Genomic DNA, 24,771 nt, shown 5'->3' with positions numbered 1-24,771 from the left:
GCCTGCATATGACTGGAACGCTCTCTTACTTGAATCTCCTGGGGAAATCATGTTTACGGTTTATGGAAACTGCTATCGCCTGGATGCGCTAGAGCTGGCCGATGAACATGTACGGAACACTCAGCACTGGACGCACCGAACCATACAGCATTTTCGCAGCGTGCTCGCCAATCCCGACTTTCCGTGCCTGTTCGGGCGCAAGGCGGTAGCGGGCGCCTCCTGCCACATCCTCTTCGCCCGTGCCGAGCAACTGGCCGATGATATCGCCCAGGGCCTGGCCGAATATGTCCGCACCATTACCCCCGTACCGATCAAGCAACGCATCGGCAGCCCACTGGTGGTGTTTCTCGAAACCGCCGCCGACAGCAGCCTGGCCGAGCAACAGGCGCTGGCCTGGAAGGTACTGCGCGGGGTTCATGCCCGTGATCCCCATCCGTGGCCGCAGGCCATCCCCACCGACCCGCACGATAACGCCTGGTCGTTCTGCTACGCGGGCATGCCGCTGTTCATCAACATGAACTTCCCCGGCCACCAGCAGATGAAAAGCCGCAACCTGGGCCCGCACATCACGTTCGTCATCAACCCAAGGGAAAACTTCGACGAAGTGGCCAACGCCAGTACCGAAAGCGGGCAACGCATCCGCGCCCGCATCCGTGATCGTGTGCGCCATTACAACGACGGGGTCATGCCCGAAACCCTGGGCTTCTTCGGCCAGGATGACAACTTCGAATGGAAGCAGTACCAACTGCAGGAAGCAGGCTCGCTCAATCCGTCGCGCTGCCCCTTTCATGCCCACGCCCATGCGACACCCGACACTCTGATCGAGAACTGACCGTGAATACCGCACTGACACTGACTTACGCACTCACCGTCCTGCTGTTGATCGCCACCCCCGGCCCGGTGGTAGCCCTCATCGTCAACACGGCCGCAGCCTCCGGCTCGCGCAAGGCCATGTTCACCGCCGTCGGCACCAATTGGGCCTCGCTGGTGCTGATCGGCGCCGCCGCCTGGGTCATCCTCACCAGCGCGGCCATCGACAAGGCCTGGCTCAGCGCCATGAGCCTGCTGGGATGCCTGTTCATCGGCTACATCGCCGTGGGCACCTTGCGCGAGTGCCTGCAGGCGCCGGCCGTCGACGAGGCCGAGATGCAACCGGCCAAGGCCGGGCGCGGCGGCCTGTGGCAAGGCTTCATGGTGGGCATTTCCAACCCGAAGGACATTATCTTCTTCATCGCCTTCTTCCCGCAGTTCATCCAGATCACCGAATCGTTCGGCAAGAGCATGGTGGTGCTGTCGCTGTTGTGGGTGCTGATCGATTTCGCCGTGCTCAGCCTGTACATCTTCGCCATCGGCAAGATCACCTCGCAGCGCAGCAACCGCATGATTTCCCTGGCCTCGGGGGTGGTTCTGCTGCTGATCGCCGCTGGTGGCCTGGCCTATAACCTCAAAGAGCTGGTGGGCTGAAGGCCCTGCGCCACCGCAACGCCAGCCGCCAAGGAGCGCCCATGACGCCGTCCGTAACCGCCACGCACGTTCCGGGCCTCGCTTCGCCACTGCACCAGGACTACCAGCGCTTTCTGCTGCTGGGTAACCGCCGCGCACCACACACCCTGCATGTGCACGAGAGCGGCTACCGCTCCGGCACCATCAACACCGATGCCCTTGGCCTGCGCTACAGCCATTGCGCCGGCAAGCGCTTCTCGGCCGCCGAACGCGGCGGCGCACCCCGTGTCAACCTGCTGGTCGGCGGCTCGACCGCCCTGGGCATCGGCGCCAGCTCCGATGAGCATACGGTGGCCTCGCACCTGTCGATGCTCACCGGTGAGGTCTGGCTGAGCCTGGCAGGCTGTGGGCTCAATGCCAGCCAGGAACTTCTGCTGTTCCTGACCCACCAGCACCGTTTCGGCGAAGTCGGCCACGTGGTGCTGCTCAGCGGCCTGAACACCTTGGCCCACGAGGCCCTCGGCGAAGTCCTGGCCGGCCCCCATGACCCACAACAGGCCAAGGCTCACCTGGCATACCTGAACAGCTTCAACGAGGGCATGCCGCCACTGGGCCCGGCCCGCCGGGCGTCGCTGTGGCAGCGACTGGGCCAGGCACTGGCACCGCGGCGCAACGACCCAGCGCCCAACTGGCAGCTGTGCGCCCCGGAAAAGCGCCTGGCGCGAGCGGCCGACAGCATCGGCCGCACGTTGCGCCAATGGGAGCGGATGCTGGCTGACAGCCATGCGACCCTGACGTTCATCCTCCAGCCCCTGCTGCCCTGGTGCCGGGAAACCCTGCCAGCAGGTGAACAGGCGATGCTGGCCGCCCTGGAGCAGCAGCCGGGCAATTTCGATCGCCTGCTCGACGGCGCTTTCGACAGCCAACTGCACATGGCCTTCTTCCGCCGCATCAAGAGCCAGGCCGACCCTGTGCCCTGCTACGACATGAACAGCATGCTCAGCAGTTCGCCGGTCTTTGGTGCCGATCTATTCGTCGACCGCCTGCACTTGAATGACCTGGGCAACAATGCCCTGGCCAAGGTGATCACCGCTAAACTGGGGCTGGCCCAGGAACGACGCGCGCAGCGCAAGGTCACACCCCTCAAGCTCGTCTGAGAGTCGACCGCCGGGGTTTCGGTTTCAGCCCGCGCTTGGCTAGAATACCCCGTCGTTCCGATTCGCCCGAGGCGTATGCGCAGTTGTGATCAATCATCAAGTCGCCCACCCTTACCTGCCCGCCAGCCGGCCCGGTCCATTGCACGGGGCGCGCCTGTGAGCCGCATCGCATTGGCATCGGCACTCTTCATCGCGCTGGCTCCGGTTGCGGCAAACGCGCTTGAAATACGCATCGACCCACACGCCGACCTGCTGTATCGCCAGGCACTGCCGCTGCTGGAGCAGGCCGACAATCAAGACGACGACAGCACTCTGCGCACCGCCATGGGCGGCGATCCTGAGCTCTATCGCCAAGGCCAGGCCATGGCGCGCACGCTGCCGACGGCCGTGGCATTGCTGAAAAAGTCGGTGGAACTCGGCCACCCCGTGGCCCAATATCGCCTGGCGCTGTACTACACGACCTACCTGCCCGCAGCACAGATTCCCGATGCCGCTTGCCCGTTGCTGGAGGCCAGCCTCAAGCAAGGTTTTGCACCGCCGGCGACGGCGATTGCCACCTGGTGCCACCCCTACAATGCCAGCCCGGCCTACCGCGAGGCCCTCGAAGCGATCCCCAGCATGGCCACCCTTTATGCGCCGTACTACCCACAGCCGGCCGCACAACTGGCCTGCAGCCGCAGCCACGCGCAGGGGTTGCAGATGCAGTGGGGGCGTCAGCGCGACTACCAGGCAGAGGTCTACCGGCTGCTGGCTGGCCTTGATCCGCAGCAGCGCCAGGCACTGTTGCAGAAGGCCGTAGACATCAATGGCTGCGTGGCTGCCCAGCGCCGGTTGACCAGCCAGCGCTAGGTTTTTTCCTGCACCAGCAAGATCGTTCAAGCCACCCGCCCCACGGCTCTGTCATGCTGCCCTACCCCGCAAAATGTGTCGCAGCCATCATGTCCAGCAGTCCCGCCGTCGCCCGCCAAGCTTTCCTGCACGGCGCCATCGCCATCCTGCCGCTGTCTCTGGCAGTCGCCCCCTGGGGCCTGCTCGCCGGCTCCATGGCCATTGAGGCCAACCTCAGCGCCTGGCAAGGCCAGGGCCTGTCAGCGATCGTATTCGCCGGTGCCGCACAACTGGTGGCCATCGGCATGCTCAAGGGCGGTGCCAACCTGCTGTCGATCCTGCTCACCACCCTGCTGCTGACCTCCCAGCACCTGCTCTATGGCCTTTCGATGCGCCCGGTGCTGTCGAACCAACCCCTGCGCTGGAGGCTGGGCCTGGGCTTTTTACTGACCGACGAGTTCTTCGCCCTCACCAGCCATTACGACCAGCAGCAATTCAACCGCTGGTACGCACTTGGGGTGGGCTTGACCTTCTACGTCGCCTGGAACCTGTTCACCCTGGCCGGCATCGTGCTGGGCCAGAACATCCCGCACCTCGACCAGCTCGGCCTGGACTTCTCCATCGTCGCCACCTTCGTCGCGCTGATCGCACCCCTGGTGCGCAACCTCGCCACCGTGGTGTGCGTGGCGGTGTCGTTGTTCTGCTCGGTGCTGTTCAGTTACTGGCACTGGGAAACCGCCCTGGTCGCCGCCGGCCTGCTGGGCATGGCCGCTGGTTTTGTCTGTCAGAAATTCACCGGAGGCCGCCCATGACCTGGCTGCTGATCTTCGCCATGGGCGCCGTGGTATTCCTCAACCGCTATGCCTTCCTTGAGCCGCGCCTGCCCCTGCGCCTGAGTTCCAACGCCCGGCAGTTTCTCGGCTTTGCCGTGCCCGGCATGCTCACCGCGATCTGCGGGCCGATCATTTTCCTGCCCGGCCACCAGCTCGACCTGAGCCCGCTTAACCCCTACCTGCTTGGCGCATTGGTGGCCGTTGCGCTGGTGCTGTTGACCCGCAGCGTGTTGCTGAGCATGCTGGTGAGCATGTTGATCTTCTTCCTGCTGCTCAGCTGGCTGGCATGAGCACGCCCCTGCGCGAACAGACCCACCTCTGGCAGGCGCCGGCCCTCGGCGACGTCGAGATGCTACATGCGCGCTACTTCCAGCAGCGCTTCGCCCCACATGTGCATGAGGGTTATGTATTCACTGTGATCGAGTCGGGCGCACAACGCTTCTGGCACCGCGGCAGCGAGCACCTGGCGCCGGTCGGCAGCATGGTGCTGATCAACCCGGACGAACTGCACACCGGCGCCACCGCCCACGAAGCCGGCTGGCGCTACCGCGGCTTCTATCCGGAGCATGAACGGGTCACCGGGGTGCTGGACGAACTGGAACTGGGCAGGCATGGCATGCCGCGCTTCAAGGACAGCGTGATCCAGGACCAGGCCCTGGCCCAGGGCTTCAGCCAGCTGCACCAGCTGTCGGAAGCCGGCGCCAGCGCCCTGGAGCAGCAGACCGCCTGGCGCCAGGCGGTGCTGGCGCTGGTGCAGCGCCACGGTCACTGCCCCGAACCCACCTCTCCCGGCAACGAACCGCTGGCGGTAGCGCGTGCGAGAGAGCTGCTGGAAAGCCAATTGGCAGACCCGCCGTCACTCGAGGCCTTGGCCGCAGCGGTCAATCTTTCGCCGTTCCACTTTGCACGGGTGTTCCGCCAGGCCACCGGCCTGCCGCCGCATGCCTGGCTGAAGCAGCGGCGGTTGGCGAGGGCCAGGGAGTTTCTGAAAAGCGGATTGGCTGCCTCTGACGTGGCGTTCGCCTTGGGGTTTGCTGACCAGAGTCATTTGAGTCGGCAGTTCAAGCAGGCTTATGGCGTGACGCCGGGAGCCTATCGCAGCGCCTGTCTGCATGGCTGACATCTGCGACGCCAGGTCTCAGGCAAGCCTCCCAGCCACTGCTACACTGACAGGGCTGAATGGAGGAATCCACCATGTCCGAAAGAGAGCTCACCACCCTGATATCGCTGATGAACCAGCGCCAAGCCTGCCTGAGCAGTGCCTGCAAGGAAATTGCCGACTGGATCGACCGCCAGGGCGATGTGCCCGCTGCGGGCAAGATCCGCGCCAGCCTCAAAGCGCTGGAGGCCGATGAGGCACAGGTCCGCAAGACCTTGACCTCACTGACCCTCGAAAGGCCGCTGCCACGCTTCCGTAGCTGAAGCGCGCAGCACAATGAAGAAGGGCCGCTTATGCGGCCCTTTTTGTCTGTCAGTGGTCCATGTGCATGTGGTCATGCCCACCGCCAGCCTCGGCGTTGAGCGGGCGCACTGCGGCCTGCACCTGGACGGTTTCCTTGGTGCCCTTGGCATCTTCGATGGTCAGGGTCAGCGGTACCTCGTCGCCTTCCTTCACCTGTTGAGTCAGGCCCATCAGCATCACATGGTAGCCGTTAGGGTCCAGGCTCACCGCTTTGCCCGCTGGCAGTTCTACGGCCTTCACTTCCTTCATGCCCATCACGTCGCCGTTCATGGTCATCTCGTGCACCTGCACGGTCTTGGCCACTGGCGAAGCCACGCCGACCAGCTTGCTGTCGGTGCTGGCAGTCAGGGTCATGAAGGCGCCGGTCGACGGCTGGTGCGGCACGCTGGCGCGTACCCAGGCCTCGCTCACGGTGGTCTGCGCCAGGGCTGGCAGAGCCAGGCCCATCAGTACCAGGGCGGCCAGGCCGCGCTTGATCGGTTGCATCGACATTCAGCAGATCTCCATCAGGGTAGCCAGGTCTTCAGCGCATTCCTTGGCATTCAGCGAATGGCCCAGGCTCAGGCGCAGGGTGCCACGTGTATCGTAGACGTAACTGGTGGACGAGTGAGAGATGGTGTAGGTGTCACCGGCCGGGACCTTCTCGTAGAACACCTTGAATTCCTTGGCCACCGCGGCGATTTCTTCCGGAGTACCGGTCAGGGCGGTGAACGACGGGTCGAAGGCCTTGACGTAGGCATCGAGCACTTCCGGGGTGTCGCGCTCCGGGTCCAGGGTGATGAACACCACCTCGAAGATCTCGCGATCACGGCCCCTGAGCAGCTTCTTGATCTGTGCTGCACGCGCCAGCGTGGTGGGGCAGACGGCCGGACACTGGGTGAAACCGAAGAAGATCATCGGCATGCTGCCGTAGAAGCTCGACAGGGTGCGGACGTTGCCTTGAGGGTCCTTGAGGCTGAACTTGCGGCCAAGGATTTCGTTGCTCATGTTCTTGCCGTACTTGAACTCGAGCCCCCGGGCCGGGTTGCAGCCTGCCAGCAGGCCGAGCCCGAGAACGCCCATCCCGGCGACAACCGCGCGCCGGGTAAACTGATCATTCATTGAACCATCCTTTACAGGGAAGGTGCCGGCCCTCGGGATGGGCCAGCCGAAAACCGGGGCATTCTGGCATGACACCCCATGGGCTTCTACCCGATCAAGGCGGTGATGGCCCGCAGCCCTTTAAACACGGGCTGCGGCCTGTTGTCGCAGGGGTTGAAACCGTAACACTTTGTTGCTATGCCTTGACCCTAAAGAACAACTGCCTCTAACAACTCTGGTAGTACTACGCGATCAATGTGGGAGCGGCCTTGTGTCGCGAAAGGGCCGCAAAGCGGCCCCAGCGATATCAGCTTCGACGCTGAAATCCTGGGGCCTTGCGCAGCCCTTTCGCGACGCAAGGCCGCTCCCACAACAAAGCCGCACCAATAGCTGGATCAGTAGTAGGCGTTTTCTTTCTGGGTGTGGTCAGTCACGTCGCGCACGCCCTTGAGCTCGGGAATACGCTCGAGCAGAGTCCGCTCGATGCCTTCCTTGAGGGTCACGTCGGCCTGGCCACAGCCCTGGCAACCACCGCCAAACTGCAGCACGGCGATGCCGTCGTCCACCACATCCACCAGGCTCACTTGGCCGCCGTGGCTGGCCAGACCCGGGTTGATCTCGGTCTGCAGGTAGTAGTTGATACGCTCGTTGATCGGGCTGTCCTCGTTGACCATCGGCACCTTGGCGTTCGGCGCCTTGATGGTCAGCTGGCCGCCCATGCGGTCGGTGGCATAGTCGACCAGCGCGTCTTCCAGGAACGGCACGCTGACCGCATCGAGGTAGGCGGTGAAACTCTTCAGCCCGACCGGTTCGTCGTCGGGCTTCTCTTCACCCGGCTTGCAGTAGGCAATGCACGTCTCTGCGTACTGGGTGCCCGGCTGGGTGATGAAAATACGGATGCCAATGCCAGGCGTGTTCTGCTTGGACAGCAGATCGGCCAGGTAATCATGGGCGGCGTCAGTAATGGTTATAGCGCTCATGGAAGTTCCTCACAGACTTGCGGCCAAGTGTACGCCAACCTGGCCTTTGTACAAAGTCCTAGTATTTGACTCGGGAAAGCGCGAAATCGTGAGTTTGCTCCCGTGGCACCGCCAGCCAGGCCTGCATCCGCTGGTACAGACCGCGCTCCAGCCATTGGTAGCTGAACCACGACATTAGTCCAATGGACGGTACGCACAGGGCGAACACCAGGTACGGGTTCAGGTGCAGGCGCTGGCTGACGAACCAGCCGGCGTAGAGTACCAGCACATGGACCAGGTACACCGAGTAGGAACAGTCGCCCAGCGCCTTGAGCAGGCGGTTGCCCTTGAAGTACGGCTCCAGGGCGATGAACGCCAGCACGATCATGGCGCTTGGTACGCCCCAGTGCAGCAGGCGCTGCGAAGCGTCCAGGTGATAGATCGCATAGGCGGCCACGCCCAGTACGGCCAGGGGCAGCCACAGGCCCTCGCGGATCAGGCCACGGCGATGGATCACGCCCAGACCGATACCCAACAGGAACTCGTAGATGATGTCGTTGTTGTAGAAGCGGCTGAGCACACCCATGCGGCCCAGCACTTCACCGACCAGCAACAGCGCGGCAGTCACCAGCAGCAGCTGATGGCGCTGGCGGACCAGGAAAGTCAGGCCAAACAGCAGATAGAAGAACATCTCGAAATTCAGCGTCCAGCCCACGTTGAGGGTCGGGTACAGCCCGTAGCCCCCGGGGTTCTCCGCAGGGATGAACAGCAGCGACAGCAACAGGTGATGCCAGTTGAACGCCTGGTGCGGCATCCATTGGCTGAACGCCAGCAGCAGCGCCGCCATCAGCGCGGTGTAGAACCAGTAGGCAGGGACGATACGCAGGGCCCGGTTGAGCAGGAACTGGCGCGGTTCGATGGGTTTGTCGCGGGTCGACAGGTAGATGACCAGCCCACTGATCACGAAGAAAATGTCGACGCCCACGGCGCCACGGTCAGTGAGCAGTTGGCCAATGGGGCCGGTGGCATGGAAGTCGAAGAAGATCTGCATGAAATGGTGACAGACCACCACCCAGGCGGCGAACGCCCGCAGTGCCTGAAGCGAATACAGCATGGAATACCCTGCGATTGCCGGTGCATTGAGGCCCGGGGCTGCGCAGCAGCGCCCGGACCACCCATGAATTCCGACCGTAACGTATTCGCAAAGGTCAACCGACCCGATCAGAGGTTCTCGTAGCGGTTCATGTCCAGCACCCCCGCCTCGACCGGCTGGGTCTCCTTGATAAAGCTGCTGAGGTCGTGGAAGTAGCGCCAGAACTCCGGGTGACTACGACGCACGCCCCAGCGCATGACAATGCGCTCGAACTTCGCCGGGTCATCCTTGGCGTACTCCATGTCCTCGACGAACTCCGGCACATCCTTGGCCGGGATGTTGAAGATGAAGTTCGGGTAGCTGCTGAGCACGCCCGGGTACAGAGTGAGGGTGTCCAGCCCCGGCTGGTAGCGGTGCGCCTCACCGAGCAGGAACGCCACGTTGCTGTGCGCGCGGTTGCGCAGCAGGCTGTAGACCTGGCGCTGGCCGCCCTCGCCTTCGATGCGCAGCATGGTCGCCTCCGGCAGCTGGCCGATCACTTTCAGGCCCGCAGCCGGGCGCGACACCAGGCGGCTGAGCGACTGCTCGACATCGCGGAACTCCTCGGTCATCTGCGGCCGCGAGCAGTACGCGCCCGTACACCGGTTGATCGGATCGGGCGCGGCGTTCAGGCTGCCGGTGCGCTGCAACAGCTTCAGGCCGAAGTCGCGCTTGGGGTCGCGCGGGTCGAGCTTGATACCGCTGGGCGTGTCGGTGTCGATGTCCTCGTAGTCCAACCACATCTTCACCTTGCCGCTGTTCTGGTACCAGCTGCCGAGGATCTCGCCGCGCTGGTCGGCCGGCATCAGGCGCAGGAAGTTGACCTCGGCGCCGTTGCGGATCAGGTCGAAGTACAGCCGCGTCTGCAACTGGTGCGAGACATTGCCGTACACATCGAAGTTGACCGCCAGCTGGTAATAGGTGCGCTCCAGCAACGGGTAGTCGAAAAGCCACACGGTCAGCGGCACATCGCCGACCAGGCCCTTGGTCACCGCAGCACTGTCGAAGTGGCGGAAGATACTCAGCAGCGCGTTGTCATTCCCTGCCCAAAGGGTCGACCAGCCCGGCGCGGGCATTTCGGCATAGGCTTCACGGCGCAGATTTTCGTACTCGTTGCGCTTGTCGCGGTAGGCATGCCACAGGTTCAGCACGCTGCCGACATCGTCTATCTGGCCCGGCATGGCCAACAGCGGCGTGGCTTCGCCGCGGTACTTGGCATCGGTGACGTAGCGGTCGAAGGCCGGCTCCTGGAACAGCGCCCAGAAGTTGTCGCGGATCACGTCGGTGGCGATCTGCCCGCGGCACACCGGGCCACGGATGAACGTGCGCACGAAGTATTCGGCGTTATCCAGCATGAACTGGTAGCGCGCCACCGCAGGGATCGCCTCGAAGGTTTCGAACGGGTTGGCCCGGTGGCGCGGGCCATAGCCAGGCAACGCGGTGGCATGCCAGTCGCCGGCGTAGAACAGTTGCTTCACGCGCTTGAGCTTCTGCGGCCCCATCGGGTAGGTGATGTGGGTCTTGTGCACGATCACGCCCTGCACCGGGATCAGCCGGTAATAGAAGTCGGTGCCCGGCGGGTCGTTGGGGCGGCGCGTGGCGATGATGTCGGCCGGTTTGCCGCTTGGCGTGCGCGAACGTACCCACTGGAAGAAGTGGCCCGGCTCGCCACCGACGAAGTAGATGTGCGCCAGGAACAGGTGCTCGTAGAGCCAGCGGCCGACCAGTGCCTCGGTGGAACCCGGACGGTTGAGCAGCTCTTCCCAGTCGGCAATCTGCCTGGCCTCCGCCGCGCTCGGCTGGATCGGCTGGTACTCGACCGGCGCGCCGGCATCCAGCCAGCGGCGCATCGTGTCGTATTCCTTGTCGGTCAGGCCCGTGACCGCCAGCGGCATGCCCTCCTTGGGGTGGGCGCCGGCATAGGCGTCGAACTCATGGGGCAACGGGCACATGTTGTTGCGGTCGAGCCCCAGCACGATCTCGTCGGGCAGCTTGGCGTTTGGCGTGAGCGGGGTCTTGTGCCCCAATTCGAGCATGCGCGCCATCAGCGCCGCCTGGCTGCCCTGGTTGTCGAGCACCGAGTAGAAGCCCTTCCTGCGCCAATCGTCTTCACTGTGGGCGTCGTAGAACAACCGCGTGGGGGGCACGGCCTTGCTGCGTTCGCCCTGGTACACCGGGACCTTGGTGGCACCGCGCACCGCGCCTTCGGGGCTTTCCAGCTTGAGCTGGCAGGCGGCGTCGTTGCAGGCGTGGCAGGCCACGCATTTCTCGGTGAAGATCGGCTGGATATCCCGGGTGTAGGAAATGACCGGGCTCGACTGGGGGGCTTGTCCGAACGCCACGCTGCTGATGAGCAAGGCGAAGACGCTGACAAGAATACGCTGCACCATGTGCGGAAAGTCCTGGGTATTGAAAGCCATCACGATTTGCCTGGTCGTCCTTGGGTGCTCTGTTTGCGTAACGCCCGCCCAACATGAGCGAAATTCATGCAAATGGGCAATGCGCCTAAAAACCGCGCAGCTTTGTTATGATTCGGCACCTTCTGATATTTGCCCGACCAGGTAGTTCCTATGTCCGACCGCAGCGCTCGTCTCCAAGCACTCCAGCACGCACTCAAAGAGCGCATTCTGATCCTCGACGGCGGCATGGGTACTATGATCCAAAGCTACCGCCTCGAGGAACACGACTATCGTGGCACGCGCTTCGCCGATTGGCCAAGCGACGTGAAAGGCAACAACGACCTGCTGCTGCTCAGCCGCCCGGACGTGATCGCCGCAATCGAGAAAGCCTACCTGGATGCCGGCGCCGATATCCTCGAAACCAACACCTTCAACGCCACGCAGATTTCCCAGGCCGACTACGGCATGGAATCGTTGGTGTACGAGCTGAACGTCGAAGGCGCGCGCATCGCCCGCCAGGTAGCCGATGCCAAGACCCTGGAAACCCCGCACAAGCCGCGCTTCGTTGCCGGCGTGCTCGGCCCCACCAGCCGCACCTGTTCGATCTCCCCGGACGTCAACGACCCTGGCTACCGTAACGTCACCTTCGACGCGTTGGTGGAGAATTACATCGAGGCCACCCGTGGCCTGATCGAGGGCGGCGCCGACCTGATCCTGATCGAGACCATTTTCGACACCCTCAACGCAAAGGCGGCGATCTTCGCCGTGCAGCAAGTGTTCGAGGAAGACGCCATCGAGCTGCCGATCATGATCTCCGGCACCATCACCGACGCCTCCGGCCGTACCCTGTCGGGCCAGACCACCGAAGCATTCTGGAACTCGGTGCGCCACGCCAAGCCGATTTCCGTGGGCCTGAACTGCGCTCTCGGCGCCAAGGACCTGCGCCCGTACCTGGAAGAGCTGGCGACCAAGGCCGACACCCACGTGTCCGCCCACCCCAACGCCGGCCTGCCGAACGCCTTCGGCGAGTATGACGAGACTCCGGCCGAGATGGCCGCAGTGGTCGAAGAGTTCGCCGCCAGCGGCTTCCTCAACATCATCGGCGGTTGCTGCGGCACCACCCCAGGCCACATTCAGGCCATCGCCGAGGCCGTGGCCAAGTACAAGCCACGCGAAATTCCGGAGATCGCCAAGGCCTGCCGCCTTTCGGGCCTTGAGCCGTTCACCATCGACCGCCAGTCGCTGTTCGTCAACGTCGGTGAGCGCACCAACATCACCGGTTCCGCCAAATTCGCCCGGCTGATCCGCGAAGAGAACTACACCGAAGCCCTGGAAGTCGCCCTGCAGCAGGTCGAGGCCGGCGCCCAGGTGATCGACATCAACATGGACGAAGGGATGCTCGACTCCCAGGCTGCCATGGTCCGCTTCCTCAACCTGATCGCCGGCGAGCCGGACATCTCCCGCGTGCCGATCATGATCGACTCGTCGAAGTGGGAAGTGATCGAGGCGGGCCTCAAGTGCATCCAGGGCAAGGGCATCGTCAACTCGATCTCCATGAAGGAAGGTGTCGAGCAGTTCAAGCACCATGCCCGCCTGTGCAAACGCTATGGCGCTGCCGTGGTGGTGATGGCGTTCGACGAGGTCGGCCAGGCCGACACCGCCGCGCGCAAGAAGGAAATCTGCCAGCGCAGCTACGACATTCTGGTCAACGAGGTCGGCTTCCCGCCGGAAGACATCATATTCGACCCGAACATCTTCGCCGTTGCCACCGGCATCGAAGAGCACAACAACTACGCCGTCGACTTCATCGAGGCCTGCGCCTACATCCGCGATCACCTGCCTCATGCACTGAGCTCCGGCGGCGTGTCCAACGTGTCGTTCTCGTTCCGCGGCAACAACCCGGTGCGCGAGGCAATCCACTCGGTATTCCTTTACCACGCGATCCAGAACGGCCTGACCATGGGTATCGTCAACGCCGGCCAGCTGGAGATCTACGACGAGATCCCGGCCGCCCTGCGCGAAAAGGTCGAGGACGTGGTGCTCAACCGCACACCGCACGGCACCGACGCCCTGCTGGCGATTGCCGACGACTACAAGGGCGGTGGCGCGACCAGGGAAGTGGAAAACGAAGAGTGGCGTTCGCTGCCGGTTGAAAAACGCCTGGAGCACGCGCTGGTCAAGGGCATCACCGCGTTCATCGTCGAAGACACCGAAGAATGCCGCCAGCAGTGCGCACGCCCCATCGAGGTCATCGAAGGCCCGCTGATGAACGGCATGAACGTGGTGGGTGACCTGTTCGGCGCCGGCAAGATGTTCCTGCCGCAGGTGGTCAAGTCGGCCCGGGTGATGAAGCAGGCCGTGGCCCACCTCATCCCGTTCATCGAAGCCGAGAAAGGCGACAAGCCAGAAGCCAAGGGCAAGATCCTCATGGCCACGGTCAAGGGCGACGTGCACGACATCGGCAAGAACATCGTGGGCGTGGTGCTGGGCTGCAATGGTTACGACATCGTCGACCTTGGCGTGATGGTGCCGGCCGAGAAGATCCTGCAGACCGCCCGTGAACAGAAGTGCGACATCATCGGCCTGTCCGGCCTGATTACGCCGTCGCTGGACGAGATGGTCCACGTCGCCCGCGAAATGCAGCGCCAGGACTTCCACCTGCCGCTGATGATCGGTGGCGCCACCACCTCCAAGGCGCACACCGCAGTCAAGATCGAACCGAAGTACAGCAACGATGCGGTCATCTACGTGACCGACGCCTCACGTGCGGTCGGCGTGGCCACCCAGTTACTGTCGAAGGAACTCAAGCCTGGCTTCGTCGAGAAAACCCGCCTGGATTACGTGGAAGTACGCGAGCGCACCGCCAACCGCAGCGCCCGCACCGAGCGCCTGAGCTACGACAAGGCCATCGCTGCCAAACCTCAATATGACTGGGCCGGCTACCAGCCCGCGGTGCCGTCATTCACTGGTGTCAAGGTGCTGGAAGACATCGACCTGCGAACCTTGGCCGAGTACATCGACTGGACCCCGTTCTTCATCTCCTGGGACCTGGCTGGCAAGTTCCCGCGCATCCTCACCGACGAAGTGGTCGGCGAAGCCGCCACCGCGCTGTACAAGGATGCCCGCGAGATGCTCGACAAGCTGATCGACGAGAAGCTGATCAGCGCCCGCGCGGTGTTCGGCTTCTGGCCAGCCAACCAGGTTGCCGATGACGACATCGAGGTCTACGGCGAGAACGGCCAGGCGCTGGCCACCCTGCACCACCTGCGCCAGCAGACCATCAAGCCCGACGGCAAACCGAACCTGTCGCTGGCCGACTTCGTCGCGCCGAAAGACAGCGGCGTCACTGACTACGTCGGCGGCTTCATCACCACCGCCGGCATCGGTGCCGAAGAAGTGGCCAAGGCGTATCAAGACAAAGGCGACGACTACAGCTCGATCATGGTCAAGGCCCTGGCAGACCGCCTGGCCGAGGCCTGTGCCGAGTGGCTGCACGAGCAGGTGCGCAAGGAGCACTGGGGCTATGCCCGCGACGAGCACCTGGACAACGAGGCGCTGATCAAGGAGCAGTACAGCGGTATTCGCCCTGCCCCGGGCTACCCGGCCTGCCCGGACCACACCGAGAAGGAAACCCTGTTCCGCCTGCTCGATGGCAGTGCCATCGGCGAAACCGGGCCGAGCGGCGTGTTCCTCACCGAGCACTTCGCGATGTTCCCGGCGGCGGCGGTCAGCGGCTGGTACTTCGCCCACCCGCAGGCGCAGTACTTTGCCGTGGGCAAGGTCGACAAGGATCAGATCGAGCGTTACAGCGCGCGCAAAGGCCAGGACATCAGCGTCAGCGAGCGCTGGTTGGCGCCGAACCTGGGTTACGACAGCTAAGACCGCCGAGGCCGCTTTGCGGCCCTTTCGCGACACAAGGCCGCTCCTACAGAAATCGCATTCCTCTGTAGGAGCGGCCTTGTGTCGCGAAAGGGCTGCACAGCAGCCCCAAAGGCCACCTACACTGTCCCTGATTGCCTCTGAATCCTCAGGAGCCACCATGGACGATCCCCGCCAGGGCAAGCCTCCGACCTTCTGGCAGATGCTGCACAGCGTCCTCGCCGCCGCCTTCGGTGTGCAGAGCGGCAAGAACCGCGCCCGCGACTTCACCCACGGCAAGGCCAGCCACTTCATCGTGCTGGGTACGCTGTTCACGCTGGTATTCATTGCCGTGCTGATCGGCCTGGTACAACTGGCCCTGCACCTCACCGCCCACTAAAAAACGAAAACGCCTGCGGGATTCCCTCCCGCAGGCGTACTGGCTGCATCACGGTCTTGAGTTTCAAGTCACTGGTGGCTGACCCAATACACGGCAGTGACCACCACCAGCACGATCAGGCAGAGGATCGCCCAGGCATCGACACTGCTGTCAGCTTTGCGGACTTTGGTAGAGTTTCCCATTGCATTGCCTCTTGTAGTGGTTATGGGAATGCACTTCACCACCAGCAGTTAAGACGAGCAATGCCCTTCTCTCAAGCAGGGTCTTTCAATAATCGACAGGTGACGCAAGAAAGGGATACTGATAGCTCGACGGCCGCCCTTCGGCGCTGTAATGCTGAAAATCGACGCCGTAATCATCGCGTTCCATCAGTTTCAGCCAACGCCGTGCCTTGGCCTGGTCGATCGACTGCAGCACCGGCAGAATGTGCTCGCGCTTGCCGTCGCGATTCACCTCCAACCCTTGGGCATCGTCGTGCAGCAGCACCATGGCCCAGCCGCCAAGCGTGGTGTGCCCGCCCATCAGCACGCCAAGGCGCCCGTCGATGCGGGCGCGCAGGGCGTCAGGCGAGCTGTTGACGGCACTGAACACCACATCGCGCCCAGGCTTGCGCCCGGCTTCGTCGAACGCCTGCATCGCACCCAGGGCCATCTGGTCGTTAGCCGCCCACACCAGCCGGGTCTTCGGGTAGCGCTGCAGCAATTGCTGCGCCTGCTGATAGGCGCGCTCACGATTCCAGGCGCCATACACGACCTGGCGCAGGCGTACCTGGGGGAAGTCGGCCAATGCCTGGCGCATGCCATCTTCGCGTAGCTGCGAAGCCGGGGTGGTCTTGACCCCGGCGAAGGCCACCAGGTCGATCGGCTCATTGCCGCGTGGCAGCAAGGCGACCATCTCGTGCAGCATGCGAAAGCCCGCCTGCTTGTCATTCGCAGTCAGGGTGCCGAGTACCTGCCCGTACCTGTCGGGCTGGGCCTGGATGCTTCTGGCCTGGTTGGCCGTGAGGCCGTTGTTGACCAGGAACAGCTTGACCCCGGTGCCCTGGGACAGGCGGATGATCTCCGGCGCCACGTACTGTTCATTGACCAGCACCAGGTAGTCCGGCCGTTGCGAGCCCTTGAGAATTGACCGGGCCTGGCTCATCGCCAGTGCAGCATCACGCTCGCTGTATTCCACGCGCAAGGTCATGCCGAGCTCATCGGCGGCGGCTTGCATGAACCGCGAATAGCTGGCCCAGAATGTTTCGTTGGACTGACCAGGATTGAGAAAGACCACCGAAGCGGCCTGAGCGGACGCTGCCAGCGGCAGGCTCAGGCACAGGCTTTGGCAAAGCGCCTTGAGCATGCGGAAACACCTTATGAAACAATCCATCGAGTATAAACCCGTGGCACTCCCGGGTAACAAATGCCAGTCAGTCTCACTTAGTTCGTTTGGTTCTTTTCATATGCAAAAACATCACTTTAGCGCATAAACCCAACCTGCTATCGTTCCCCCGCTCCGAACCGGAGTGCGCGGCCGTGCGCGCGAATAGCTGCATGCAGCCTGAGACAGGACTTTTATGTACGTATACGACGAGTACGATCAGCGGATCATCGAGGACCGCGTCAAGCAGTTCCGTGATCAGACCCGCCGCTACCTGGCCGGTGAGCTGAGCGAAGAAGAATTCCGCCCTCTGCGCCTGCAGAACGGCCTCTATATCCAACGTTTCGCGCCGATGCTGCGTGTCGCCGTGCCGTACGGCCAGCTGAACGCCACCCAGGTTCGCACCCTGGCCAAGATCGCCCGCGACTACGACAAGGGCTACGCCCACATTTCCACCCGCCAGAACGTGCAGTACAACTGGCCGGCGCTGGAAGACATCCCGGACATCCTCGCCGAGCTGGCCACCGTGCAGATGCACGCGATCCAGACCAGCGGCAACTGCCTGCGCAACACCACCACCGACCAGTTCGCCGGCGTTGCCGCGGATGAAGTCGTCGACCCGCGTCCATGGTGTGAAATCGTTCGTCAGTGGACCACCTTCCACCCGGAATTCGCCTACCTGCCGCGCAAATTCAAGATTGCCATCAACGGCTCGAAAGAAGACCGCGCCGCCATCGAAGTGCACGACATCGGCCTGGAGCCGGTGCGCAATGCTGCTGGCGAACTGGGCTTCCGCGTGCTGGTCGGCGGTGGCCTGGGCCGTACCCCGGTGGTCGGTTCGTTCATCAACGAGTTCCTGCCATGGCAGGACCTGATCAGCTACCTCGACGCCATCCTGCGCGTGTACAACCGTTACGGTCGCCGTGACAACAAGTACAAGGCTCGGATCAAGATCCTGGTGAAGGCGCTAACCCCGGAAGTGTTCGCCGAGAAGGTCGAAGCCGAAATGGCCCACCTGCGTGGCGGCAGCACCACCCTGACCGAAGAAGAAGTACAACGCGTCTCGCGCCACTTCGTCGACCCGCAGTACCTGGCCCTCGACAATGTCGACTACAGCGCCCAGGACGCCGAATTCCCAGGTTTCGCCCGCTGGCGCTCGCGCAACACCCGCGCCCACAAGCGCCCTGGCTATGTCTCGGTCACCCTGTCGCTCAAACCGACCGGCGTTGCCCCTGGCGACCTGACCGACAAGCAGCTGGACGCCGTGGCAGACCTTGCCGAGCGTTACAGCTTCGGCTTCCTGCGTACCTCCCACGAGCAGAACATCATCCTGGCCGACGTCGAGCAGCGCCAGCTGCACGCGCTGTGGATGGAACTGCGCGAGGGCGGCTTTGCCACGCCGAACATCGGCCTGCTGACCGACATCATCTGCTGCCCGGGCGGTGACTACTGCTCGCTGGCCAACGCCAAGTCGATCCCGATCGCCGAATCCATCCAGCGCCGTTTCGACGACCTGGACTACCTGTTCGACATAGGCGAGATCGACCTGAACATCTCTGGCTGCATGAACGCCTGCGGCCACCACCACGTCGGCCACATCGGCATCCTCGGGGTGGACAAGAAGGGCGAGGAGTTCTACCAGGTATCGCTGGGCGGCAATGCCGCACGCGACGCAAGCCTGGGCAAGATCCTCGGCCCGTCCTTCGCCCAGGATGCCATGGCCGATGTGATCGAGAAGCTGATCGCCGTGTACGTCGAACAACGTACCGAGGAAGAGCGTTTCATCGACACCTACCAGCGTATCGGCATCGACCCCTTCAAGGAACGCGTCTATGCAGCGAATCATTAAGAACAACCAGATCGTCGACGAAACCTGGCACCTGTTGCCCAAGGACTTCTCGTTCGACGAGCTGAGCAACTGCGACGACTATATCGTCCCGCTGCAGATGTGGCGCGACCATGCCCACGTGCTCAAGGCCCGCGACGGCGGCCTGGGCGTGTGGCTGGACAGCGACCAGGAAGCGGAAGAGATCGGCGACGACGTGCAGCACTTCCAGGTCATCGCCCTGAACTTCCCGGCCTTCACTGACGGGCGCAGCTATTCCAATGCGCGCCTGCTGCGTGACCGCTACGGCTACAAGGGCGAGCTGCGCGCCATCGGCGACGTGCTGCGCGACCAGCTGTTCTTCATGGCCCGCTGCGGCTTCGATGCGTTTGCCATCCGTGCCGACAAGGACCCGGAAGACGCGCTGCAGAGCTTGAATGACTTCTCGGTGACCTACCAGGGCGCCACCGACGAGCCACTGCCGCTATTCCGCCGCCGCTGATCGTCATTGTTTCATCGACAAGGCCCACCCTATGGTGGGCCTTGTGCATTCTGCGGCGTTTACGGGTTGCGTCGTATGGCCTGGTCGGTCAGGCGTCGAATCAACGCTTGCTCGGCTGCCGTACGAGCCTGCGCCACCGCGTCTACCTGATCGCGATAGGTTTGGTCTGGCAGGGTGGCGGCCTGCTCCAGCAATCCCTCCAGACGCTCATGAAATGGCGCATCACTGGCCTCGAACTGCCCTGGATAACGCTCATGCAGGTAGTCGACCCAGATATCCCGCTGGGCCAACGAAGCACTGACTGCCGCAGGCGTCTGCGCCGCTTCGACCTGCCTGGCGGCTTGGCCCAGGTGGAAAATCTCCACGCCGCTGAAGCGCGCGTGATACATGTGTGACGGTTGCCCCGGCAGATGCAGTTGCCTGGCCAGGCCCACACGATACGCCAGCAGGACTTCGACATCATCGACCAGGGCATGGGGGTCGCGCCTGCGCACGGTATCGATATGCGCCAAAGCGATCCGGTCGACCTGGTCCAATCGGAACAGCTCACGCCCCAATCGCACCAAGGGCGCCTCGGCCTCGGCCAGAGACAAGCCAGCCGTGCGTTGAACCGATAACAAGCGCACCTCCAGCGTGCTGAGCAACAGCAACAGCTGATCGGCACAGCCCCGTTCGGCGTTGGCTTGTTGCAACAGTGCCTGGCGTATCTCGCCATGCCGTTCGCAGGCTTCGACGATGCGCCATACCCGGCGCCGAAGTTCTCCGGGCTGGCGGTCGTACTCCGCAGACGCGGCGAGGTCGCGCAGGAAACGTATCAGCCCATCGGCGCCAGGCTCTTCGGCCAGGTTGTTCCACTGCGCCAGGCGCTGCTCGCGCTCGAACACCGACAAGCCCTCAAGCCATCGCCCCGGTTGCCGTTGCTGTTGTTGGGCATGCTGACGGCGTGGCAGCACCCGCTCGGCCAGGTTCGGCAGCCATCGCCGCAAACGCAGGCGGGCAGCTTCGGAGAGCGGGTTGTCGTGCAGCACGACGCGCTCGGGCCGCATGGCGATCAAGCGGGCCGCCTCCTCACTCAGCTCGCCGATACGATTGCCCCGCAAGTCCAGGTGTTCGAGCAATGGATGCTCGAGCAACGCCATGGGTACCTCGGCCAACGCGGTGCCGCGCAACGATACCTGGCGCAACGGCAACAGGGTTTGCAGTGCGGGCGCGCTGCCAAGCGGGTTTTGCGCCAGATCCAGCACCCTTAGGTCGGCAAGACTGGCCAGGCGTCGCACACCAGCACTGCCTATCACGATACGATTGTTGCCCAGGAGCAACTCGGTAAGGCGCGGCAAGTGTTCCAAGGCTTCAGGAATGCCCAACAGGCGATTGTCACGCAGGTCAAGGTGCCTGACGTTGGTGAAGCCACGCAGAAAGCCCGGATTGACCTCGGCCAAGTCCATGCCGCGCAAGCTCAGGCGGCTGACATGGCTGAAATCGGCTTGGGCGGGCAATGTCGGCAATTCACCGATCCGCTCGTTTTCCAGGATCAGTTGATGACTGCCGTTGGGGTCACGCAGCTGGCGCCGCCAACTGGCACGGATGCGCTCGCACACCCGTTGGCGGCGTTCACCCCGGAACAGCCCGCCTACGCCATGGCGCCAGGTATCCAGTGTATCGGCAAGTTCGCCCCACTGCCCCTGCAGGTTGTTGTAGTGCTCCCAAGGGTCTACGCCCATCGCCCGTAGTTCCTCCAACTGGTTGTGCAGCTGGGACGGGGTGATCGTGGGGAACAGTTGGCGATAACCGCCGATGAGCCCGCGCTGGGCGCCGGCGCCACGGCCACTGAGCGGATAGCCCAACCGGCCATCGCCCAGGCGAGCCGGTGGCCGCACCCACTGCCCGGTATCTGCCAGGCCGATGCAGGCGCCGGCATGCTCACGGTGGGTCGCCGCCCTGGCAGCCAGGCCTTTGGCCAGTTGCGACACCGACAGGCCGGCATCGCCGAGTACACGCCGCTGCTGTTCATCCAGCAAACCATAGAGGGTGTGCAGCAAGCCATTGTTGGCCGTCGCGACCGGCGTGCCGTCGTTGTAGCCCTGGAAACCTGTGTTCGTGCTGACCAGCGTTCGCGTATGCGTGCCGCCGCCCGCACCGTAACTGGCCAGCAGCGCGCCTTGGGCATCGCCCTCGCGCAACTCGACGCGTGTGTGTTCAGGCCAGGGCGCCCAGTCAACGAGCATGCCCAATGCCAGCAGTGAGGTGTCGGCGTTGCCGGCCTGGGGTTGCAGCAGCCCGGCACAAGCACGGTCTATTCGGCTTTCGCGCAAGCTCCAGCGAGCATCCTCGGCCACACTCAAGGGTACGCGGCGGCCCTCGCGCAGCACGCCCAGGGCCACGCCATCGGCACGCTCGGTCAGTTCCTTGGCGGCGCGCCGGGTCAGCCCCGGAAAGTCACGCAGCAACACCGATGCTTCCGGCGGCAATGCCGCCTGGCTGTCGGCGAACACCGATTCGAAAGCAGCACCTCGCAGCCTTGGGTAACGCTCGTGCAGCTCATGGCGCTGCCAGGCGTCGAGCAAGCGGGCGGGCGGTGGCATGTCCTCCAGGTGCAGACGACGCAGACGATCGGCATCCAGGCCAGTTATCGTCAACAGGTCGTTGACCATGCTTTGCGGGGCATCCTGCAGGGGAATGCCCAAGCGGCGAAACAGCGTTGCACTGTCTGGCCATTCCTGTGGCAACTCCAGCTCATGGCGCCACATCCCGGCACCGTTGTGGCTCATCCGTGGCGCATAACCTTGCGGGCGTTGCGGGTGACGGATACGCAACCCTCCGCCGCCGGGCGGCTGTTCAATCAGGAACGTGCCGGCATGGGTACCGAGCCGCTCCCCCTCAGGGTGCCGGGTGCGCTGGCCGATACCCGTCTCGCTGCTCTCGATCTGATACCCAGGCAACTGGGCGCTGCACAGTTTCAACTGCCCGGTTTTGGTACGCACAGGCAACAGGTCGTCGACCGCTGCAAAGCGCTCGATGCCATGGCCCACGCCCACCGGCACGCCGGTGAGCGCCAGGTTGCCGGCGACACTGAACAGGTGCTGCAACGCCGCCTCCCGGTCACCCACGCGCCAGTCGGCGTAGCCTTCGTAGATGTCGTCGACCAGTTGCAAAGCACCTATCGCTGCCATTGGCCAAGCCAGGGCACTGACATAAAAGCTGGCCATTCCCAGCAGATCGACACCGACCGATAGGTAGAACATCAGGCGCCGGGTTCGCTCGGCGCTGTCCACTTGCGCAGTTGGCACCGCCAGCACGCGGGCGTCTTCGATGCAGTTGTCCAGCTGGGCTTGCGCCAGGAATTCGAACAAGGAGCCCGGCACCAACTGGGTACGGCCGTCCAGTAGCAACGGCTCGCTGCCCTCGGTGGCCTGCTGTAGCGCGCTCAGACGTTGCTGAAACGCAGCACGGTCAGCCTGGCGAATGAAGCGATCGAAGAAGGCTGCGTATTCGTTGCCTCGCAGGCGCCGGCCAAGCGCTTCGAACAACTGCGCCCAGGAAGCATGCCAGCGCAGCGGCCCATCCGGGTCACCGGGGACCCAACACAACACGCCCTCAACAACGTCGCCCGTGCTACTCGAATGACTGATTTCGAATGCCACCACGCCTTGAACCTGCCGCCCAAGCAGACGCAAGCTGTGGGGCTGCAGCGCAGGCGAGTCGAGACCCGCACCACCGATGGCCAGAAACTGCTCATAGCAACGTCGGTCGAGCTGCCCCTGCAGCCCCGCCAGGTGAACAGCAACCAGCAGGCTGGCCTGGTGGTACTCCGCCAGCTCCTTGCGGATCGTCACGCCCGCCTCGCCCGCGGGCTCGAGTATCGCCTTGAGCTCTGCCTGGTATTGCCCACCCAGGTCGAGATTACGGCACAGCGTGGCAAACTGCCGAAGGTCCATGGCCATCGGCAGACCCTGCGGGTCCAGCAGGATGTTGCCTGGCAGCGGGCTGGCGCGGGTCGCTTCGGTTTCGGTGAAATTGTGCAGCGCTGCGACCAGTAGCGGATGCTCGAAGGTTTTGATGGCTGTGCCGCCGGGCACTCCCGGCATGAAGGGGTACAGCTGTACCGATGTGACCATGCGCACTTTGGCCAGGCGGCAATCGACCAGCAGGGAATGCTGCTCTTGCAATGCGCGGTCCAGGCGCACGCCTGCGAAGTCGTCCAGGGCAGGAATGCTGCCAAACAAGGCACTGACCTGGGCCTGGCGATTCTGTTGCAGGCGCAGGCTTTGCAACAGCGCCTGGCGCTCATGAGGCTGACAGGCGCCGAGCCAAGCGGGTACACGGCTGGCGATCAGGGCATCGATACTGTCGTCAGGGAAGGCAGAAGTCGCCATGATGTGTTCCTTGTGAAGAGAGGAACACCATCCCAGCAACTCTGCCTGATGCATGGCGGTAGTTATCGCTCACGCAGACCACGGTGCTCCGCCATCAGCCCGGCGCGGAGGGGATGAACAAGGGATTGCGATTGCCCTGTGTGCCTGGCTTTGCGGGTTGCATCGCCATTCGTGACTCCATGGCAAATGACCTTGGCCTCGCCTCACCTTAATCAATCGCCCGCAAACCCGCACACTGCTCCGCATTCAACGACCAGCCTACACTGAGGGATCCGGCTCGGTCCGGTTCACCTTGCACCTACCAGGAGCAGCCCCATGAGCATTCCACCCTTTGGCATCGGTACCTTCCGCCTTACCGGTCAGACCGTCATCGATTCGGTCAAGTCGGCCCTGGAACTGGGCTACCGGGCCATCGACACTGCACAGATCTACAAGAACGAAGCCGACGTCGGCCAGGCCATCGCCGAGAGCGGCGTGCCGCGCAGCGAGCTGTTCATCACCACCAAGATCTGGGTCGACAACTATGCTGCCGACAAGCTGATCCCAAGCCTGCACGACAGCCTGAAAAAACTGCGCACCGACTACGTCGACCTGCTGCTGATCCATTGGCCGGCCCCAGGCAACGGCGTCGAGCTGGCCGAATACATGCAAGCCCTGGCCGAAGCCAAGCAACAGGGCCTGACTCGCGAGATTGGCGTATCCAACTTCAACATCGAGCTGACCAGGCAAGCCATCGGCGTGGTCGGCAAGGGCGGGATCGCCACCAACCAGATCGAGCTCAGCCCGTACCTGCAGAACAGCAAATTGACGGCGTTTCTCAAGGAACAGGGGATCACGGTCACCTCCTACATGACCCTGGCCTACGGCAAGGTGCTGACAGACCCGGTACTGACGGAGATCGCCGCCAAACATAAAGCCACCGTCGCTCAGGTCGCTCTGGCCTGGGCCCTGCAACTGGGTTACGCAGTGATCCCGTCCTCCACGAAACGCGAGAACCTGGCCAGCAACCTGCTCGCCCAGAACCTGCGCCTGGATGACGATGACATGGCGCGCATTGCCACGCTTGAACGCAATGGCCGCGAAGTCAGCCCGGCAAACCTGGCTCCGGCCTGGGACTGAGACACCCACGCGGGGCTGCCTTGCAGCCCCCATGGCCTT

20 protein-coding genes are annotated in these 24,771 nt (G+C 63.4%); 13 read left to right on the top strand and 7 right to left on the bottom strand.

What is annotated here, in order from left to right:
* The first annotated feature begins 49 nt into the window (after nucleotides 1-49).
* From ACIPW4_RS13450 to ACIPW4_RS13415, 8 genes are all read left to right on the top strand, one after another.
* Nucleotides 50-832 (top strand): YqcI/YcgG family protein, encoded by a 783-nt coding sequence (locus ACIPW4_RS13450; RefSeq protein ID WP_400658522.1) that lies wholly within the window; start codon nucleotides 50-52, stop codon nucleotides 830-832.
* A gap of 2 nt (nucleotides 833-834) precedes the next feature.
* On the top strand, nucleotides 835-1,464 hold the full coding sequence (locus ACIPW4_RS13445; RefSeq protein ID WP_400658520.1) for a LysE family translocator: 630 nt from the start codon (nucleotides 835-837) through the stop codon (nucleotides 1,462-1,464).
* 41 nt (nucleotides 1,465-1,505) lie between these two features.
* Nucleotides 1,506-2,600 carry a hypothetical protein gene (locus tag ACIPW4_RS13440; protein WP_400658518.1) on the top strand — a complete coding sequence of 365 codons (1,095 nt, stop codon included), beginning with the start codon at nucleotides 1,506-1,508 and terminating at the stop codon, nucleotides 2,598-2,600.
* A 156-nt stretch (nucleotides 2,601-2,756) separates the two neighbouring features.
* Nucleotides 2,757-3,449, top strand: coding sequence for a sel1 repeat family protein (locus ACIPW4_RS13435; protein WP_400658516.1), 693 nt, complete (start codon nucleotides 2,757-2,759; stop codon nucleotides 3,447-3,449).
* Between the two features lie 89 nt (nucleotides 3,450-3,538).
* Nucleotides 3,539-4,240 carry an AzlC family ABC transporter permease gene (locus tag ACIPW4_RS13430; protein WP_400658514.1) on the top strand — a complete coding sequence of 234 codons (702 nt, stop codon included), beginning with the start codon at nucleotides 3,539-3,541 and terminating at the stop codon, nucleotides 4,238-4,240.
* Nucleotides 4,237-4,551, top strand: a complete 315-nt coding sequence (locus tag ACIPW4_RS13425; RefSeq protein WP_400658512.1) for an AzlD domain-containing protein — start codon at nucleotides 4,237-4,239, stop codon at nucleotides 4,549-4,551. Before ACIPW4_RS13430 ends, ACIPW4_RS13425 begins: the two co-directional genes overlap by 4 nt.
* Nucleotides 4,548-5,381 (top strand): AraC family ligand binding domain-containing protein, encoded by an 834-nt coding sequence (locus tag ACIPW4_RS13420; protein WP_400658510.1) that lies wholly within the window; start codon nucleotides 4,548-4,550, stop codon nucleotides 5,379-5,381. The genes ACIPW4_RS13425 and ACIPW4_RS13420 overlap by 4 nt, the downstream gene beginning before the upstream one ends.
* A gap of 74 nt (nucleotides 5,382-5,455) precedes the next feature.
* A complete protein-coding gene (locus ACIPW4_RS13415) occupies nucleotides 5,456-5,683 on the top strand; it encodes a hypothetical protein (protein WP_012313790.1) in 228 nt (75 codons plus the stop codon).
* A gap of 49 nt (nucleotides 5,684-5,732) precedes the next feature.
* On the opposite strand, the gene ACIPW4_RS13410 is transcribed toward ACIPW4_RS13415, so the two are convergent.
* The 5 genes from ACIPW4_RS13410 to ACIPW4_RS13390 all read right to left on the bottom strand — a co-directional run bounded on the left by ACIPW4_RS13410 (nucleotide 5,733) and on the right by ACIPW4_RS13390 (nucleotide 11,284).
* Nucleotides 5,733-6,215 (bottom strand): copper chaperone PCu(A)C, encoded by a 483-nt coding sequence (locus tag ACIPW4_RS13410; protein ID WP_400658508.1) that lies wholly within the window; start codon nucleotides 6,213-6,215, stop codon nucleotides 5,733-5,735.
* Nucleotides 6,216-6,824 (bottom strand): SCO family protein, encoded by a 609-nt coding sequence (locus ACIPW4_RS13405; protein WP_400658506.1) that lies wholly within the window; start codon nucleotides 6,822-6,824, stop codon nucleotides 6,216-6,218. It abuts the gene before it with no gap.
* A gap of 374 nt (nucleotides 6,825-7,198) precedes the next feature.
* A complete protein-coding gene (nfuA, locus tag ACIPW4_RS13400; protein WP_027919855.1) occupies nucleotides 7,199-7,783 on the bottom strand; it encodes a Fe-S biogenesis protein NfuA in 585 nt (194 codons plus the stop codon).
* Nucleotides 7,784-7,841: 58 nt separating this feature from the next.
* The gene (locus tag ACIPW4_RS13395; protein WP_400658504.1) at nucleotides 7,842-8,876 is read right to left on the bottom strand and encodes an acyltransferase family protein; all 1,035 of its coding nucleotides are present in this window, start codon (nucleotides 8,874-8,876) and stop codon (nucleotides 7,842-7,844) included.
* Between the two features lie 107 nt (nucleotides 8,877-8,983).
* Nucleotides 8,984-11,284 (bottom strand): fatty acid cis/trans isomerase, encoded by a 2,301-nt coding sequence (locus tag ACIPW4_RS13390; protein WP_400658636.1) that lies wholly within the window; start codon nucleotides 11,282-11,284, stop codon nucleotides 8,984-8,986.
* 180 nt (nucleotides 11,285-11,464) lie between these two features.
* Between ACIPW4_RS13390 and metH the strand changes: the two genes are divergently transcribed.
* Nucleotides 11,465-15,172, top strand: a complete 3,708-nt coding sequence (gene metH, locus ACIPW4_RS13385) for a methionine synthase (RefSeq protein ID WP_400658502.1) — start codon at nucleotides 11,465-11,467, stop codon at nucleotides 15,170-15,172.
* Nucleotides 15,173-15,332: 160 nt separating this feature from the next.
* Complete coding sequence (locus ACIPW4_RS13380) at nucleotides 15,333-15,551, top strand: DUF2970 domain-containing protein (RefSeq protein WP_400658500.1); 219 nt, start codon at nucleotides 15,333-15,335, stop codon at nucleotides 15,549-15,551.
* A gap of 267 nt (nucleotides 15,552-15,818) precedes the next feature.
* On the opposite strand, the gene ACIPW4_RS13375 is transcribed toward ACIPW4_RS13380, so the two are convergent.
* Nucleotides 15,819-16,895: an ABC transporter substrate-binding protein gene (locus ACIPW4_RS13375; RefSeq protein ID WP_400658498.1), complete on the bottom strand. Its 1,077-nt coding sequence runs from the start codon at nucleotides 16,893-16,895 to the stop codon at nucleotides 15,819-15,821.
* Between the two features lie 214 nt (nucleotides 16,896-17,109).
* Between ACIPW4_RS13375 and ACIPW4_RS13370 the strand changes: the two genes are divergently transcribed.
* Together ACIPW4_RS13370 and ACIPW4_RS13365 are read left to right on the top strand one after the other, a co-directional pair.
* The gene (locus tag ACIPW4_RS13370; protein ID WP_400658496.1) at nucleotides 17,110-18,762 is read left to right on the top strand and encodes a nitrite/sulfite reductase; all 1,653 of its coding nucleotides are present in this window, start codon (nucleotides 17,110-17,112) and stop codon (nucleotides 18,760-18,762) included.
* Nucleotides 18,746-19,240, top strand: coding sequence for a DUF934 domain-containing protein (locus ACIPW4_RS13365; protein WP_400658494.1), 495 nt, complete (start codon nucleotides 18,746-18,748; stop codon nucleotides 19,238-19,240). Before ACIPW4_RS13370 ends, ACIPW4_RS13365 begins: the two co-directional genes overlap by 17 nt.
* 59 nt (nucleotides 19,241-19,299) lie before the next feature.
* Here ACIPW4_RS13365 and ACIPW4_RS13360 read toward each other — a convergent pair whose 3' ends face one another.
* Nucleotides 19,300-23,613 carry an NEL-type E3 ubiquitin ligase domain-containing protein gene (locus ACIPW4_RS13360; protein ID WP_400658492.1) on the bottom strand — a complete coding sequence of 1,438 codons (4,314 nt, stop codon included), beginning with the start codon at nucleotides 23,611-23,613 and terminating at the stop codon, nucleotides 19,300-19,302.
* A gap of 315 nt (nucleotides 23,614-23,928) precedes the next feature.
* On the opposite strand from ACIPW4_RS13360, the gene dkgB reads away from it, so the two are divergent.
* Complete coding sequence (gene dkgB, locus ACIPW4_RS13355; protein WP_400658490.1) at nucleotides 23,929-24,732, top strand: 2,5-didehydrogluconate reductase DkgB; 804 nt, start codon at nucleotides 23,929-23,931, stop codon at nucleotides 24,730-24,732.
* Nucleotides 24,733-24,771: the final 39 nt, after the last annotated feature.

It is taken from the genome of Pseudomonas sp. NPDC089996 (assembly GCF_044748405.1).
Classification (GTDB): Bacteria; Pseudomonadota; Gammaproteobacteria; order Pseudomonadales; family Pseudomonadaceae; genus Aquipseudomonas.
The sequence above is the reverse complement of the archived record's forward strand: the minus strand, read 5'-3'. Positions and strand labels throughout refer to the sequence as shown.